13 protein-coding genes and 1 pseudogene are annotated in these 14,627 nt (G+C 32.2%); 13 read left to right on the top strand and 1 reads right to left on the bottom strand.

Annotated features, from left to right (window positions below; all coding sequences use genetic code 11):
* Nucleotides 1-6 precede the first annotated feature (6 nt).
* From HMPREF3154_RS04175 to HMPREF3154_RS04145, 9 genes and pseudogenes are all read left to right on the top strand, one after another.
* Nucleotides 7-774 (top strand): DeoR/GlpR family DNA-binding transcription regulator, encoded by a 768-nt coding sequence (locus HMPREF3154_RS04175; protein WP_002433585.1) that lies wholly within the window; start codon nt 7-9, stop codon nt 772-774.
* Nucleotides 775-1,112: 338 nt separating this feature from the next.
* A pseudogene (locus tag HMPREF3154_RS11630) lies at nt 1,113-1,222 on the top strand (hypothetical protein); the annotation flags it as partial.
* Nucleotides 1,223-1,454: 232 nt separating this feature from the next.
* Nucleotides 1,455-2,114: a response regulator transcription factor gene (locus HMPREF3154_RS04170; RefSeq protein WP_002433827.1), complete on the top strand. Its 660-nt coding sequence runs from the start codon at nt 1,455-1,457 to the stop codon at nt 2,112-2,114.
* Nucleotides 2,111-3,475, top strand: a complete 1,365-nt coding sequence (locus HMPREF3154_RS04165; RefSeq protein ID WP_002433583.1) for a HAMP domain-containing sensor histidine kinase — start codon at nt 2,111-2,113, stop codon at nt 3,473-3,475. The genes HMPREF3154_RS04170 and HMPREF3154_RS04165 overlap by 4 nt, the downstream gene beginning before the upstream one ends.
* A gap of 234 nt (nt 3,476-3,709) precedes the next feature.
* Nucleotides 3,710-6,514 carry a 2-oxoglutarate dehydrogenase E1 component gene (locus HMPREF3154_RS04160; RefSeq protein WP_023350280.1) on the top strand — a complete coding sequence of 935 codons (2,805 nt, stop codon included), beginning with the start codon at nt 3,710-3,712 and terminating at the stop codon, nt 6,512-6,514.
* A gap of 17 nt (nt 6,515-6,531) precedes the next feature.
* Nucleotides 6,532-7,806: a dihydrolipoyllysine-residue succinyltransferase gene (gene sucB / locus HMPREF3154_RS04155; RefSeq protein ID WP_070474397.1), complete on the top strand. Its 1,275-nt coding sequence runs from the start codon at nt 6,532-6,534 to the stop codon at nt 7,804-7,806.
* 195 nt (nt 7,807-8,001) lie between these two features.
* Nucleotides 8,002-8,382, top strand: a complete 381-nt coding sequence (locus HMPREF3154_RS11625; protein ID WP_023350281.1) for a hypothetical protein — start codon at nt 8,002-8,004, stop codon at nt 8,380-8,382.
* 97 nt (nt 8,383-8,479) lie between these two features.
* A complete protein-coding gene (locus tag HMPREF3154_RS11620; protein ID WP_023350282.1) occupies nt 8,480-8,668 on the top strand; it encodes a helix-turn-helix domain-containing protein in 189 nt (62 codons plus the stop codon).
* A gap of 149 nt (nt 8,669-8,817) precedes the next feature.
* Nucleotides 8,818-9,648, top strand: a complete 831-nt coding sequence (locus HMPREF3154_RS04145; RefSeq protein WP_023350283.1) for an ATP-binding cassette domain-containing protein — start codon at nt 8,818-8,820, stop codon at nt 9,646-9,648.
* 734 nt (nt 9,649-10,382) lie between these two features.
* Here HMPREF3154_RS04145 and HMPREF3154_RS04135 read toward each other — a convergent pair.
* The gene (locus HMPREF3154_RS04135) at nt 10,383-10,556 is read right to left on the bottom strand and encodes a hypothetical protein (protein WP_002433919.1); all 174 of its coding nucleotides are present in this window, start codon (nt 10,554-10,556) and stop codon (nt 10,383-10,385) included.
* Nucleotides 10,557-10,755: 199 nt separating this feature from the next.
* On the opposite strand from HMPREF3154_RS04135, the gene HMPREF3154_RS04130 reads away from it, so the two are divergent.
* The 4 genes from HMPREF3154_RS04130 (at nt 10,756) to HMPREF3154_RS04115 (ending at nt 14,602) form a co-directional block, all read left to right on the top strand.
* Entirely contained in the window at nt 10,756-11,565 is an 810-nt protein-coding gene (locus HMPREF3154_RS04130; protein ID WP_023350285.1) for a VOC family protein, read from the top strand.
* Between the two features lie 28 nt (nt 11,566-11,593).
* On the top strand, nt 11,594-11,797 hold the full coding sequence (locus HMPREF3154_RS04125) for a DUF6501 family protein (protein WP_002453229.1): 204 nt from the start codon (nt 11,594-11,596) through the stop codon (nt 11,795-11,797).
* A 111-nt stretch (nt 11,798-11,908) separates the two neighbouring features.
* The gene (locus HMPREF3154_RS04120; RefSeq protein ID WP_023350286.1) at nt 11,909-12,700 is read left to right on the top strand and encodes an ATP-binding protein; all 792 of its coding nucleotides are present in this window, start codon (nt 11,909-11,911) and stop codon (nt 12,698-12,700) included.
* 12 nt (nt 12,701-12,712) lie between these two features.
* On the top strand, nt 12,713-14,602 hold the full coding sequence (locus HMPREF3154_RS04115) for a vWA domain-containing protein (protein ID WP_023350287.1): 1,890 nt from the start codon (nt 12,713-12,715) through the stop codon (nt 14,600-14,602).
* The last annotated feature ends 25 nt before the right edge of the window (nt 14,603-14,627 follow it).

Below are 14,627 nucleotides of genomic sequence, written 5' to 3'. Positions count from 1 at the left end.
ATAACAATGTACAAGAGAAAAGAACGATTAAACCTTATACGTAAACGTGTTGATCAGTACGGTGAGGTTGCTGTTAAAGATTTAGCATTATTTTTACAAGTTACACCTGAAACCGTGAGAAAAGACTTAGAAACATTAGAATATGACAAACTTATTACTCGCACGCACGGTGGGGCGGTTAAATATAATCATATTAACAAGGAGAAATCATACGCGAATAAATGGCAGAAACAATCAAATGTGAAAGAAAGAATAGCTAAAAAAGCAGCTTCACAAATTCAATCTGGAGAAATCGTGGTTATAGATGGTGGGACGACAACAGGTCGAATTCCTCAGTATTTAAATGATATTATACAAACTACTATAATCACTAATTCCCTAAAGATTGCAAATGAGTTGAATCGTGCAATAGAGGAACAACGTATTCAAGGAGAAATAATTATGCTCGCAGGTAAGACAAATACTGAGCAAGATGTAGTAAAGGGGCATTTAACAAACGAATTATTACAACGTTTCAAATTTGATAAAGCCTTTATTTCATGTGGTTCATTTGATAAGAACGATTGTTATGAATTTGATTTAGAGGAAGCACACGTCAGTCAAATTATGATTCAACAAAGTCAATTAAGTTATTTATTAGCAGATAGTAGTAAACGAGATGCTCGTGCATCGTATCGTATTAGTGAATTTAGTGAGATTGATTATATGATTTCTGATTACGCTAAGCCACAGGATATGGAGCATTTTAATCATAAATCATGGTTACAAATTTAAAATATTAGTTAAGCTAATCGCTAAAGCGATATTATTTTTTGTAACACTTGAGGCTTTGCTCAAGTATAAGTGCCACTAGCAACCAGATAAGTTGCTCTAATCGCTAAAGCGATATTATTTTTTGTAACACTTGAGGCTTTACTCAAGTATAAGTGCCACTAGCATCCAGTTACATTGGATACACTTGAGGCTTCGCTCAAGTATAAGTTGCTCTAATCGCTAAAGCGAAAGAGCAACTAAAAAGCAGTAAACCTCAAGTGTCAAAGGTTTACTGCTTTATTGAAACGTTGTTTCTCAACGTTAGTCTTTTACGGGCATATAAAAGGGGATAATTGAAAATGACCAATCCAATAAGAACGAAATATATGTGGGGGGGAATGTTCTATCCGGTATTGATAATCATTTTCAACTAGTATTATACACGATTGAGAATCATTGTCAATTAGAAATATAAACTTTTTCTATAAATTCCCTATAAATGTATAAAACCATTGTCATAACAATGTTGAAAAGCTATCATTTTCAGCAATAACCTCATTATAATGTTTCATCAATTACAATTGATATGTGGTAAAATGAATCAAGTAAATATAGATTAATTATTAACAATTCATAACAATTAGGGATTACATCTTTTTCATTCATACTTGATTAGTTAAGATGTAGCATGAGGTGCAAATATGACAAATATTTTAATCGTAGAAGATGAGCAGAATCTTGCTCGATTTATTGAACTTGAACTTAAACATGAAGATTACAACGTTGATATAGAATATGACGGACGTACGGGTTTAGATAAAGCACTTAATAAATCATATGATCTTATTATATTGGATTTAATGTTACCTAATATTAATGGCTTAGAAATTTGTAGACAAATTCGCCAAGAACAATCAACACCTATCATCATTATTACTGCTAAAGGTGAAACATATGATAAAGTAGCCGGATTAGATTATGGTGCAGATGATTACATCGTCAAACCATTCGATATTGAAGAGTTGCTCGCTCGTATAAGAGCTATTTTACGTAGACAACCGCAGAAAAATGTTATCGATATTAACGGCATTATTATTGATAAAGATGCCTTCAAGGTGACTGTAGATGGTACTCAACTAGAACTGACGAAGACGGAGTACGATTTGTTATATGTTTTAGCTGAAAATAGAAATCACGTGATGCAGCGTGAACAAATTTTAGACCACGTATGGGGATTTAACAGCGAAGTAGAAACAAATGTTGTTGATGTTTATATTCGATATTTACGCAATAAATTAAAGCCTTTTAATAAGGAGAAATCTATCGAAACTGTACGTGGCGTAGGATACGTGATTAGATGATCAAACGTCGTAAATTAAAATATAAATGGATGATCATAACGACACTCATTACGTTTACCACTATATTACTATTTTGCTTAATTATTATCTTTTTCTTAAAAGATACTCTTAGAAATAGCGAACTTGATGAAGCTGAAAGAAGTTCTACTGATATTGCGAATTTATTTCATTCTAAATCTTTGGCTCAAATATCAGCACTTGATTTAAATGCTTCATTAGAAAACTTTCAAGAAGTCATTATATATGATGAAAAAGGGAAGAAGTTAATTCAAACATCAAATGACAATATCGTTAATTACAATAAGAAATTTGATATGAACCATCCAGAACGTATAAACATCTATAATAGTCATGGCATTAATTACTTAGTAATCACTGAACCCATTCATTCGAAAGATTTTAATGGATACAGTGTACTAGTACATTCTCTACAAAATTATGACAATCTTGTACGTTCACTATATATAGTAGCTTTAGCATTCGGTTTAATCGCTACTGTGATAACTGCTGGAATTAGTTATATCTTTTCATCTCAAATCACAAAACCCATTGTGACTATGTCGAACAAGATGAATCAAATTAGGCGCGATGGTTTCCAAAAGAAACTAGAATTAACAACTAATTACGAAGAGACAGATAATCTTATCGTTACATTTAACGACATGATGTACCAAATTGAAGAATCATTTAATCAGCAACGACAATTTGTTGAAGACGCTTCTCACGAATTAAGAACACCTTTACAAATCATTCAAGGTCATCTCAACTTAATTCAGAGGTGGGGGAAGAAAGACCCAGAAATTCTTGAAGAATCTCTAGATATTTCTATAGAGGAAGTCAATCGAATCACTAAACTTGTCGAAGAATTACTCTTATTGACTAAAGATAGTGTGAATAGTCATGTTCTTGAAGCTGAAAATGTAGACATTAACAATGAGATTCAATCACGCGTGAAGTCATTAAGACATTTACATCCTGATTACCAATTTGAAACGCACTTGTCCAATAAGCCAATACAAATGAAAATGAATAGACATCAATTTGAACAATTACTACTTATTTTCCTAGATAATGCAATGAAGTATGATACTGATAATAAATATATAATGATCAATACCTCTCTAAAGAACAAAGTCATCAGTATCGAAATTACAGACCACGGCATGGGTATTCCTAAACAAGATTTAGATTTCATTTTCGATAGATTTTACAGAGTTGATAAATCTCGTGCCCGTAGTCAGGGTGGAAATGGTTTAGGTTTATCAATCGCCGAGAAAATTGTGCAATTAAATGGTGGTTCGATCCAGGTAGAAAGTGAAGTTCAAAAATTTACGACATTTAAGATTAATTTCCCTTTATAAAGTAAGGTTAGAACCGTTTGAATTCAAAAGAAATTAGAGAATTTAGATTGCTAAAAATTGGTATAAAATACAACTTCAAATACGCAACTCAATGCAATTTTCAAAATAACGCAGAACCGATCTATATTTGGTTCTGCTTTTTGTATATTAATAGGTAAATGCACTTTAACAAAATTTGAAATAATGCTATTATTATCTTGTAAGCGTTTCAACATTTTTGTGGAGGGTGTAAAAATGACTAAGGACAAAAAAGAAGTTACAGAGGCACCTGTAAACTTCGGTGCAAATCTCGGTTTAATGCTAGATTTGTATGATGATTACCTACAAGATCCATCATCAGTTCCAGAAGATTTACAAGTCTTATTTAGTACAATTAAAACAGGTGAAGCTCATGTCGAGGCTAAACCGGCCACTGGAGGAAGTGGTTCACAAGCGGGAGATAGCACTATTAAACGTGTAATGCGCTTAATTGATAACATTCGACAATACGGACATTTAAAAGCAGGCATATATCCAGTTAATCCTCCAGAGCGTAAACATGTCCCTAAATTAGGAATTGAAGATTTTGATTTAGATCAACAAACTTTGGAACAAATATCAGCTGGTATTGTATCAGAACACTTTGAAGATATTTATGACAATGCCTATGAAGCGATAGTTCGTATGGAAAAACGCTATAAAGGGCCAATTGCTTTTGAGTACACTCACATTAATAACAACAAAGAGCGAGTTTGGTTGAAAAGACGTATCGAAACGCCTTATAAAGCGAATTTAAACAATAATCAGAAAAAAGAACTTTTCAAAAAATTAGCACATGTTGAAGGATTTGAAAAATACTTACACAAAAACTTTGTAGGTGCAAAACGTTTCTCAATTGAAGGGGTAGACACGTTAGTACCAATGCTTCAGCATACAATTACTTTAGCGGGTAACGAGGGAATTAAAAATATACAAATCGGTATGGCTCACCGTGGTCGTTTAAACGTATTAACTCACGTACTTGAGAAACCATACGAAATGATGATTTCAGAATTCATGCATACAGATCCGATGAAATTCTTACCAGAAGACGGTAGCTTAGAACTTACTTCAGGTTGGACTGGAGACGTAAAATATCACTTAGGTGGCGTGAAGACAACAGATTCTTATGGCACTGAACAACGTATTTCTTTAGCTAACAACCCAAGTCACTTGGAAATTGTTGCTCCAGTTGTTGAAGGTAGAACACGTGCTGCACAAGATGAGACGCATCAAGCAGGTTCTCCTTCAACTGATTTCCATAAAGCCATGCCAATTATCATTCATGGTGATGCTGCTTACCCAGGACAAGGTATTAACTTTGAAACAATGAACTTAGGTAGCTTAAAAGGGTATACTACTGGTGGTTCATTACACATTATTACTAATAATAGAATTGGCTTCACAACTGAACCTACTGATGGCCGTTCAACAACATATTCTACTGACGTTGCAAAAGGGTACGATGTTCCAATCTTGCACGTTAATGCTGATGATGTTGAAGCAACAATCGAAGCGATAGATATCGCAATGGAATTCCGTAAAGAGTTCCATAAAGATGTTGTTATCGATTTAGTTGGTTATCGTCGTTATGGTCATAATGAAATGGATGAGCCTTCAATTACAAACCCAGTTCCTTACCATAATATTCGTAAACATGAATCAGTTGAATTACTTTATGGTAAAAAGTTAGTTGAAGACGGCATCATTTCTGAAGACGAAATGAATGACGTTATTGATAGTGTTCAAAAAGAAATGCGTGCAGCGCATGATAAAATTGATAAGTCTGATAAGATGGATAATCCAGACATGGAAAAACCTGAGTCACTTCAATTGCCATTGCAAAGTGATGACAAAGACTTCTCATTTGATCACTTAAAAGAAATTAATGACGCTATGCTAACTTATCCTGAAGATTTCCACGTTCTTAAAAAATTGAACAAAGTACTTGAAAAACGTAGAGAACCATTTGAAAAAGAAGGCGGCTTAGTTGATTGGGCTCAAGCAGAACAACTTGCCTTTGCAACTATTTTACAAGATGGCACTTCAATTCGTTTAACTGGTCAAGATAGTGAACGTGGTACTTTCAGTCATAGACACGCTGTTTTGCATGATGAAGAGAATGGCGACACATACACTCCATTACATCATGTCCCAAATCAGCAAGCGACGTTTGATATTCACAACTCACCGCTTTCAGAAGCAGCAGTTGTTGGGTTCGAATATGGCTATAATGTTGAAAATAAAAATAGCTTTAACATTTGGGAAGCACAATACGGCGACTTCTCTAACATGGCACAAATGATTTTTGATAACTTCTTATCTAGTTCTCGTGCCAAATGGGGAGAACGTTCAGGCTTAACATTATTCTTACCTCATTCATATGAAGGTCAAGGTGCTGAACACTCTTCAGCTCGTTTAGAGAGATTCTTACAACTTGCCGCTGAAAATAATAGCACAGTAGTGAACTTATCTAGCTCAAGTAACTACTTCCACTTATTACGTGCTCAAGCAGCAAGTCTTGATTCTCAAGAAATGAGACCATTAATCGTCATGTCACCGAAAAGTTTATTACGTAATAAAACTGTTGCTAAACCTATCGATGAATTTACTTCTGGTGGTTTTAAACCTATTATCACCGAAGAACATGATGCAGAAAAAGTTAAGAAAGTGATTTTAGCTTCAGGTAAAATGTTTATAGACTTAAAAGAACATTTAGAGAAAAATCCTGACGAATCTACTTTAATTGTTGCAGTTGAGAGATTATATCCATTCCCTGAAGAAGAAATTCAAGAAGTACTTGAATCATTACCAAATCTTGAAGAAGTATCATGGGTTCAAGAAGAGCCTAAAAACCAAGGTGCATGGTTATTCGTTTATCCTTATCTTAGAGCACTTGTTGCTGATAGATATGACCTTAGCTATCATGGTAGAATACAGAGGGCAGCACCTGCTGAAGGTGATGGAGAAATTCATAAACTTGTTCAAAACAGAATTATTGAAAGTAGCATTAATAATTAACTAGGGGGAAATAAAGTATGCCAGAGGTAAAAGTTCCAGAATTAGCTGAATCAATCACAGAAGGTACCATTGCAGAATGGTTAAAAAACGTTGGAGATAGCGTCGATAAAGGTGAAGCTATCTTAGAATTAGAAACAGATAAAGTTAACGTTGAAGTAGTTTCAGAGGAAGCAGGCGTACTATCTGAACAATTAGCTGAAGAAGGAGATACAGTTGAAGTAGGTCAAGCTGTAGCCGTAGTTGGTGAAGGCAGTGGTAACGCATCAAGTGGTTCTTCAAATGAAACTCCACAAAAAGAAGAATCTAAAGATGCTAGTGAATCTCAAGATAAATCACAACAATCACAATCATCTTCAGATAATAAACAAGACGATCAAGATAGCAGTAATCAACGTGTAAATGCTACACCTTCTGCTCGTCGTCATGCACGCGAAAACGGTGTTAATTTAAGCGAAGTTTCTGGTAAAGGAAATGACGTTTTAAGAAAAGACGACGTTGATAACAGTCAAAAACAAGCTAGCCAACCATCTCAAAGCGAAAGCAAATCACAAGATAGTGGCTCTAAAAAATCTAACGATAATCCGTCTAAGCCAGTAATACGTGAGAAAATGTCTCTTCGTAAGAAAACTGCTGCTAAAAAATTATTAGAAGTGTCAAACCAAACAGCAATGTTAACTACATTCAATGAAGTTGACATGACTAATGTTATGGAATTACGTAAACGTAAAAAAGAACAATTTATGAAGGATCATGACGGTACTAAACTTGGTTTCATGTCATTCTTCACTAAAGCAGCAGTCGCAGCGCTTAAGAAATATCCAGAAGTTAACGCTGAAATTGACGGCGAAGATATGATTACAAAACAATTCTATGATATCGGTATTGCCGTATCTACTGATGATGGTTTATTAGTACCATTCGTTAGAGATTGTGATAAGAAAAACTTTGCTGAAATTGAACAAGAAATTGCGAACTTAGCAGTTAAAGCACGTGATAAAAAATTAGGCCTAGACGATATGGTTAATGGTTCATTTACTATCACTAATGGTGGAATCTTCGGTTCAATGATGAGTACACCAATTATCAACGGTAGCCAAGCTGCTATCTTAGGTATGCACTCAATCATTACTCGACCAATTGCAATTGACAAAGATACTATCGAAAATCGTCCAATGATGTACTTAGCGTTAAGCTATGACCACAGAATCATTGATGGTAAAGAAGCAGTTGGATTCTTAAAAACAATCAAAGAATTAATTGAAAATCCAGAAGATTTACTACTAGAATCATAATTCTGAACTTAATACAATCTATTAATACTCATACAACGGTGTTTGACACCGTTGTATTTTTTTAGCTATTTTATATTTCATTTCGCGTTTTACTTCAACATAGAATAAAAGTTTAGCATTTCAAAATATAATTATAGTATCAGACTAATTTAAGCGATAGAATTTTATGAAACTATAACTTATGAGGTGATCATTTTGGAGTTAATGTATAAAAATTTTTATAAGTTTTCTAAAGATCATGAGAACGAATATCAGAAAAGATTAGAATCACCTAATGTGGAAGTTTTAGATCTTAAAATTAAGCCCTATAAACATAATGAATACTTTAATTTATATTATGTTCCTACATCAGAAATAATAAATTTAGTTTCTTCGATTGAAAAGAATAACTCGAATTTCACTAATTTACTTAACACTTTACCGAATGTAGCTACTGAGTCACTACATCGAGATATCATCGTTAATGAATTGTATTCCACTAATCAAATAGAAGGTATTAAAAGTAATAAACAAGAAATTGTGCGAAGTATGAGAGAATTTAAGGCAAATCCTAAAGGGGCAAGAAAATTTAATTGAAGATTTAGAAATTAAAAAAACTCAATTAGACTACGCTAACAAAAAAATTAATGGAGACTCTAAACTAACAACTTTATCTGAAAAACATAAAATTATAATGTTCATTCTTGCTCAAATTCAATATTTTTCTTCAGAAGATTATATAACTGTACAAGAGCTTTCAAAATATTTAAATACTACGAGTCAAACAACAAGAAACTTATTAAATGATTTAATTTTTGTAAATATTGTTGAAAAAATAGGGGAACGTCCTGTAATGTATAAAGCCATTGAGGCATATTTCTAATTAAATTGCATACTTTGTTTTGGTTGTACAACGTCGTTAAGCGTCGTTGTATTTTTTACTTGAATATAACTTAAGTATGATTAAGTTTATTATGATTAATGCTAAGATAAATAGAAATAAAGATAAGTCACAATTATTGGGAGTTTAATATGTCTTATAACATAATAGAAGGGCATCATATAACTAAGAAGATAAATAATCATATGATTATCCATAATATTAATTTCAATATTCCTAAGAATTCAATAACTTTAATCGAGGGACATAATGGTTCTGGAAAAAGTATCACGTTAAAAATAATTACTGGATTAATTAATCATTATGAAGGATCATTATTCATTTCGGGAAGTGTCAGTTATGCAATAGATGTTTTTCCTGGAAACTTAAATTTAACTATCAGGGAATATTTGAGATTCTTATCAAAATTTAACTCATATAAACAGTCAAGAAAGCAAGTTCATTATTTTATCGAACATTTAAATCTTACTCCATTTTTAAATCGTAAATTAAAAGACTGTTCTAAAGGTACTAAGCAGAAAGTAAATATTATACAATGCCTCACTAAAAGTGCAGACATATATATATTAGATGAACCATTTTCTGGATTAGATCAAGAGACAACAGATTTTCTATTAAAATATTTAGCTGAGTTAAAATTATCTGCTACTGTTATCATGACTTCTCATGAATTTCATCATCACAACCATATCATCACTCATACGTTGAATATTGAGACCGGTAAATTTCGTAATCTCAAAGTAGAAAATAATCTTTCTAATACTGCTGCTAAAGTTATAGTCATTAACTATGACTCAAATATTACTAAACGCTTAACTAATTATAAAAATATCACAAACATCTATACTGAAAACAATAAGGTGTATATAAAAACGCATCAGCAACATTTAAATGAATTGCTAATGCAATTAATTACTCATCAGTGCGAGATCATTGAAATTAAGGATGTGAACCACTTTTGATTGCTTATATACAATATCAGTTTAAAAATTACTTGCGCTCATACCAATTTATACCTCCAATGATGATTTTTGTAATTTGGATTTTTCTTCAATATTTATATAATGAACAACCTATATTATCTAGCTATGCATCTAGCTGTTTAGGATTATTTATTATTACATGTTGGTTAACCTTAAATATATTAAATTTAGAGTCATTAAATGAAAAATACTTATTATTTATACAACTAGAATCTAAACTCAAGTATCTCATAGCTAAATGGTTATTTATATTTTTAATTAATTGTGTATTAATTGTATTTTCAATAATATATCCATTACTATTAGGTAGTTTCAAAAATCAAATTTCTTTTAAACAAGGGGTATTAGCCATACTTTTACATCTTATTGTATGTATGATATGTATTTTAATTTCCACTTTAATTAAAAATCTTAATGTGATTTCTAAAAAATACATGTGGTTGCTTATTAGTCTAATTGGAGTGGTAAGTATATTACGTCCGATTTTAATACAATCTTATCCATTTATTAAATATATTTTATGGCTCATACCACCAATAGGTGATTTAATAAAGTTGTATCATTCTGACAACCCCAATTATGATGTGCTTTTATTACTAACTTTATGGACGTTAATATACATTATCATTTTATTCATACTCAATCTCATCATCTTTTCTAAATTAGATCAAAAACAAACGTCCTAACCAAATAGGTTAGGACGCTATTATTAATTATCGAGCTAGGAATATGATTTCAATAATTGCAAGAATGACACAAACAATAAATGCAATTGTGAAATATTTAAAACTAGACTTCTGCTTATTATTTAAATTAGTAAATACCTGTATACCTGAATAAACAGCTATTAAAACTGTAATCGCAAATATTATCCACAAATTAGACATATGTACGCCTCCTTATACATGTCTTTTATTATATTTTAATATATACAAATATTTTATCCAATGCGAAATGATAACTTTCAAATTAATGACAACACTGAATCATAAATTAACTCAAATAGAATGAGGGTTCATCATATTCATTCACATTAAAATACGTTATAATAAGGATTGTAAAGACAAAAACTAGGGGTGTCAGTTTATGAGCGGACTTAGAAGTGTCACTATAGGAACAAGTGACCTGTCTAAAACGAAAGAACTTTTTGGAAATATTCTAGGATTACAATATTCCGATAAAAATGAAAATGCTTTAAGATTTGGAGATGCTAACTTAAGTCCAGGTACTCGCATTCACTTTGTTGAAATTCCTAATAAGGACTATAGCAATCAACATATTGATAGCATAGGACTACGTACACCATCTGATTTAGGGCTAGATGAATATCAAAACATACTTTCAAATCATAATATTAATTATAGCTCATTTACTGAACTCAATGGCAATAAACATTTTAGTTTTGAAGATGATAATCATCAAGCTTATGATATCTACTCTAATGAACACAATACTGGAGTCGGGCTAGGTATGCCATCTTTTGATAGTTCTGTAAATCCTCTTCACCAAATTCAAGGTTTAGGACCAGTTATTCTTAAAGTCAATGAATTATCAATCACTACATCAATTTTAACGAGAGTATTTGGATTAGATTTATTTGCTGAATATCTACCAAGTGAAGATGCTAATGAAAATATCCAAGTTTTCAAAATTGGAGAAGGTGGCTTAGGCGGAGAATTACACCTATACCAAGCACATGAGGAAATACAACTTTCAGAGTATGGACCAGTTGAACAAGTTGAATTTTCTACACATCACCGAAATGAATTTGTTCAAGCCAAAGAACAATTAGATGAAATAGGAATACCATATCAAACTTTGGAACAAGAGGAATCTGAATCGTTAAGAATCACCGAAAGTAGTGGTATTTCATTTATTTTCACCCTTGAAAAGTAAACCATTTTAAATAGAGGAAGGTTATACAATGTTACATGAAACTTGGAAAGAACGTACACCTATTAAAAAGGTAGAAGTTACGAATACAGATGCGAAGAAATTTACAGTTGCTGATATGTTGACTGTAGGTAAACAATATGATGTTGTTAATGAAACCGAAGAGTATTATCAAATCGTTGATAATTCTGGTTTAGTAGGTGGCTATTATAAAGATTACTTCAAAGAAGTTTAAGTTTTATTACGTAAAGTAACAGTACGTGTATTTAATTATTAATAAGACTAAGACAGGTCAATAATGACTTAATTGTCTTAGTCTCTTTTTATACATAAAGGACGGGAAATTATGACTAAATCAATTTATAAAAATTCTGATGAATCAGTATTTAAAGATGCGAAAGTTCTATTTGAATTAAATAAGAATATTTTACTTAAGGGACCTACAGGTTCAGGAAAAACAAAACTTGCTGAAACGTTAAGCGATGAAGTTAGACGTCCAATGCATCAGGTTAACTGTTCTGTCGATTTAGATACCGAAAGTTTGCTTGGATTTAAGACAATTCAAACTAACGAAGAGGGGCAACAAGAAATTGTCTTCATTGATGGGCCTGTAATTAAAGCTATGAAACAAGGACACATTTTATATATCGATGAAATTAATATGGCTAAACCAGAAACGCTTCCGATTCTTAATGGTGTCTTAGACTATCGCCGTCAAATTACTAATCCATATACAGGTGAGGTCATTAAAGCTGCACCTGGCTTCAATGTGATAGCAGCAATTAATGAAGGTTACGTAGGCACATTACCAATGAATGAGGCACTTAAAAACCGTTTTATCGTTATAGAAGTAGATTATATAGATGGAGATATTTTAAAGACTGTTATAAAAGAACAAAGTCGATTACAGGATGACAAAGTAATTGAACAAATCATTAAATTTAATGAGGACTTAAGAACAATGACTAAACAAGGACAAATTTCTGAGGAAGCTGCTAGTATTCGTGCCCTCATAGATTTAAGTGATTTAGCTACAGTGATTCCAATCGAACGTGCAATTAAAAGAACAATTATCGATAAATTAGAAGATGAGCGTGAACAACAAGCAATTATTAATGCGATTGAGTTAAATTTTTAAAGAGGGATACTTATGAGTGATCGTTTTATAAAATTCAACGATGAACAGTTAGATGCTAAGCAGGTAATGATGTTACAAGACTTAGCTCGTCTATTATTAAAAAATGAACAAACACAAGTGAAAATACAAAAGTTTCCTTTTTACAATCCTTTCAGCAATACCCTAATCACAAGTTGGTTTTGGTCACACCGTCCGCATCATATTGAGCAAGCCGGCTTAAAAACTGATGTTTTACTCGCTGCATATGGATATCAACATATGGATATAGACATTGTTAATCATGTTTTACATAATGATGATTTTCATCATACTAAATTTTTCCATCAATTATTTAAGTTACTTGAAGATGTACGTATTCTTGAACTTATTCGAAAAGAACGTCCTAGCACTGCTAAGTATATAGATCTACGCTTGGATACTCGGTTAGCTTTTACTGATTCACAAATCAATGTTTATAAAACTAAAACTGTATTCACAGATTTGCTATTTCTCAATTTAGAACGTGCTTTTCTTAGTCAAAACTTCTATGATGTACCATCAATTCATCCGACATTTGATGATGTACTAGTGAATATGTATCAGTATTTGCCAAATATTTTCCAAAACAAAACCTCAGAAGATAACATGTATCTGGCTGAACGTATAATGTATCAGATAGATGATTTACTTAAAGAAGATATGTTAAATGAATATTATTATTTACCTCAAAAACTATATGAAGACATTCAAGCAACCACCTTTGATGACTTGAAAAGAACTGACGCGAGTAATACAGATGGTAACGATAAACATCAATCTGAAGAAGATGTTGAAACAGCTGAAGCAGAAACTAAAGCAGCGGATAGCGAAACTAAAGGTGGCGCTTACTTAGAGATGGAACTTCACGAAGGAGAAAACAGCGAAGTGATAGCAGATAATGATACTGCTCGTGAAGGGGATTCCACAGACGATATGACAGATATGATGACTAAGAAAGGCAAGGGCTCTCAAAATACTTTAGACCATGATGAAGGTGGTTTCATAGGTCAGAATCAAGCATTTGCACTAGAAGGAATTAATAAAAATGTAAAAGTTGAATGGAAGGTTCCAAACATCCAACCGCAACATATTTTAGACTATCAACATTCTAAAAATGATGTTCAATTTGAAATCAAGGATCTTATTCAAATTATTAAAAAGACAATCGATAGAGAGCATCAAGATGAACGTCATAATCTAACTAAAGGGCGTCTTCAAAAAGATTTAATCAATTGGTTTATCGATGATCAATATAAATTATTTTATAAAAAGCAGGATTTAAGTAAAACATTTGATGCAACGTTCACATTGTTAGTTGATGCGTCTGCAAGCATGCACGATAAAATGGATGAGACCATTAAGGGCGTTGTCCTATTCCATGAAACTTTGAAATCGTTAAACATTAAACACGAAATTTTAGCTTTTAATGAGGATGCATTTGAAGCAGATGATCGTGAACAACCAAATATTATAGATGAAATTATCAATTATAATTATTCAATTTTTGAAAAAGAAGGCCCACGTATCATGTCTTTAGAACCTCAAGATGATAATCGTGATGGTGTAGCTATTCGGATAGCTAGTGAAAGACTACTACAACGTAGTCATCAACAACGTTTTTTAATTGTATTTTCGGATGGAGAACCATCTGCATTTAACTATAGCCAAGATGGCATTATAGATACGTATGAAGCCGTAGAAACTGCTCGTAAATTTGGTATTGAAGTCTTTAATGTATTTCTGAGTCAAGAAGCTATTACTGAAGATATTGAACAAACGATTCATAATATTTATGGACAATTCTCAATATTTGTAGAAGGCGTTGAGCACTTACCAAGCCTTTTATCTCCATTATTGAAGAAACTTTTACTTAAATCATTTTAATAATCACACTAATTAAACATCAAAA

This window comes from Staphylococcus sp. HMSC06C11, from assembly GCF_001808345.1.
In the GTDB taxonomy this organism is placed as follows: Bacteria; Bacillota; Bacilli; order Staphylococcales; family Staphylococcaceae; genus Staphylococcus; species Staphylococcus capitis.
This window is presented reverse-complemented; position numbering and strand designations above follow the sequence as displayed.

Coding starts and splice junctions, on each gene's coding strand:
- HMPREF3154_RS04170 (WP_002433827.1), top strand. CDS start 1,455: ATGACAAATATTTTAATCGTAGAAGATGAGCAGAATCTTGCTCGATTT.
- HMPREF3154_RS04115 (WP_023350287.1), top strand. CDS start 12,713: ATGAGTGATCGTTTTATAAAATTCAACGATGAACAGTTAGATGCTAAG.
- HMPREF3154_RS04175 (WP_002433585.1), top strand. CDS start 7: ATGTACAAGAGAAAAGAACGATTAAACCTTATACGTAAACGTGTTGAT.
- HMPREF3154_RS04125 (WP_002453229.1), top strand. CDS start 11,594: ATGTTACATGAAACTTGGAAAGAACGTACACCTATTAAAAAGGTAGAA.
- HMPREF3154_RS04145 (WP_023350283.1), top strand. CDS start 8,818: ATGTCTTATAACATAATAGAAGGGCATCATATAACTAAGAAGATAAAT.
- HMPREF3154_RS11620 (WP_023350282.1), top strand. CDS start 8,480: ATGTTCATTCTTGCTCAAATTCAATATTTTTCTTCAGAAGATTATATA.
- sucB (WP_070474397.1), top strand. CDS start 6,532: ATGCCAGAGGTAAAAGTTCCAGAATTAGCTGAATCAATCACAGAAGGT.
- HMPREF3154_RS04120 (WP_023350286.1), top strand. CDS start 11,909: ATGACTAAATCAATTTATAAAAATTCTGATGAATCAGTATTTAAAGAT.
- HMPREF3154_RS04165 (WP_002433583.1), top strand. CDS start 2,111: ATGATCAAACGTCGTAAATTAAAATATAAATGGATGATCATAACGACA.
- HMPREF3154_RS04135 (WP_002433919.1), bottom strand. CDS start 10,556: ATGTCTAATTTGTGGATAATATTTGCGATTACAGTTTTAATAGCTGTT.
- HMPREF3154_RS04160 (WP_023350280.1), top strand. CDS start 3,710: ATGACTAAGGACAAAAAAGAAGTTACAGAGGCACCTGTAAACTTCGGT.
- HMPREF3154_RS04130 (WP_023350285.1), top strand. CDS start 10,756: ATGAGCGGACTTAGAAGTGTCACTATAGGAACAAGTGACCTGTCTAAA.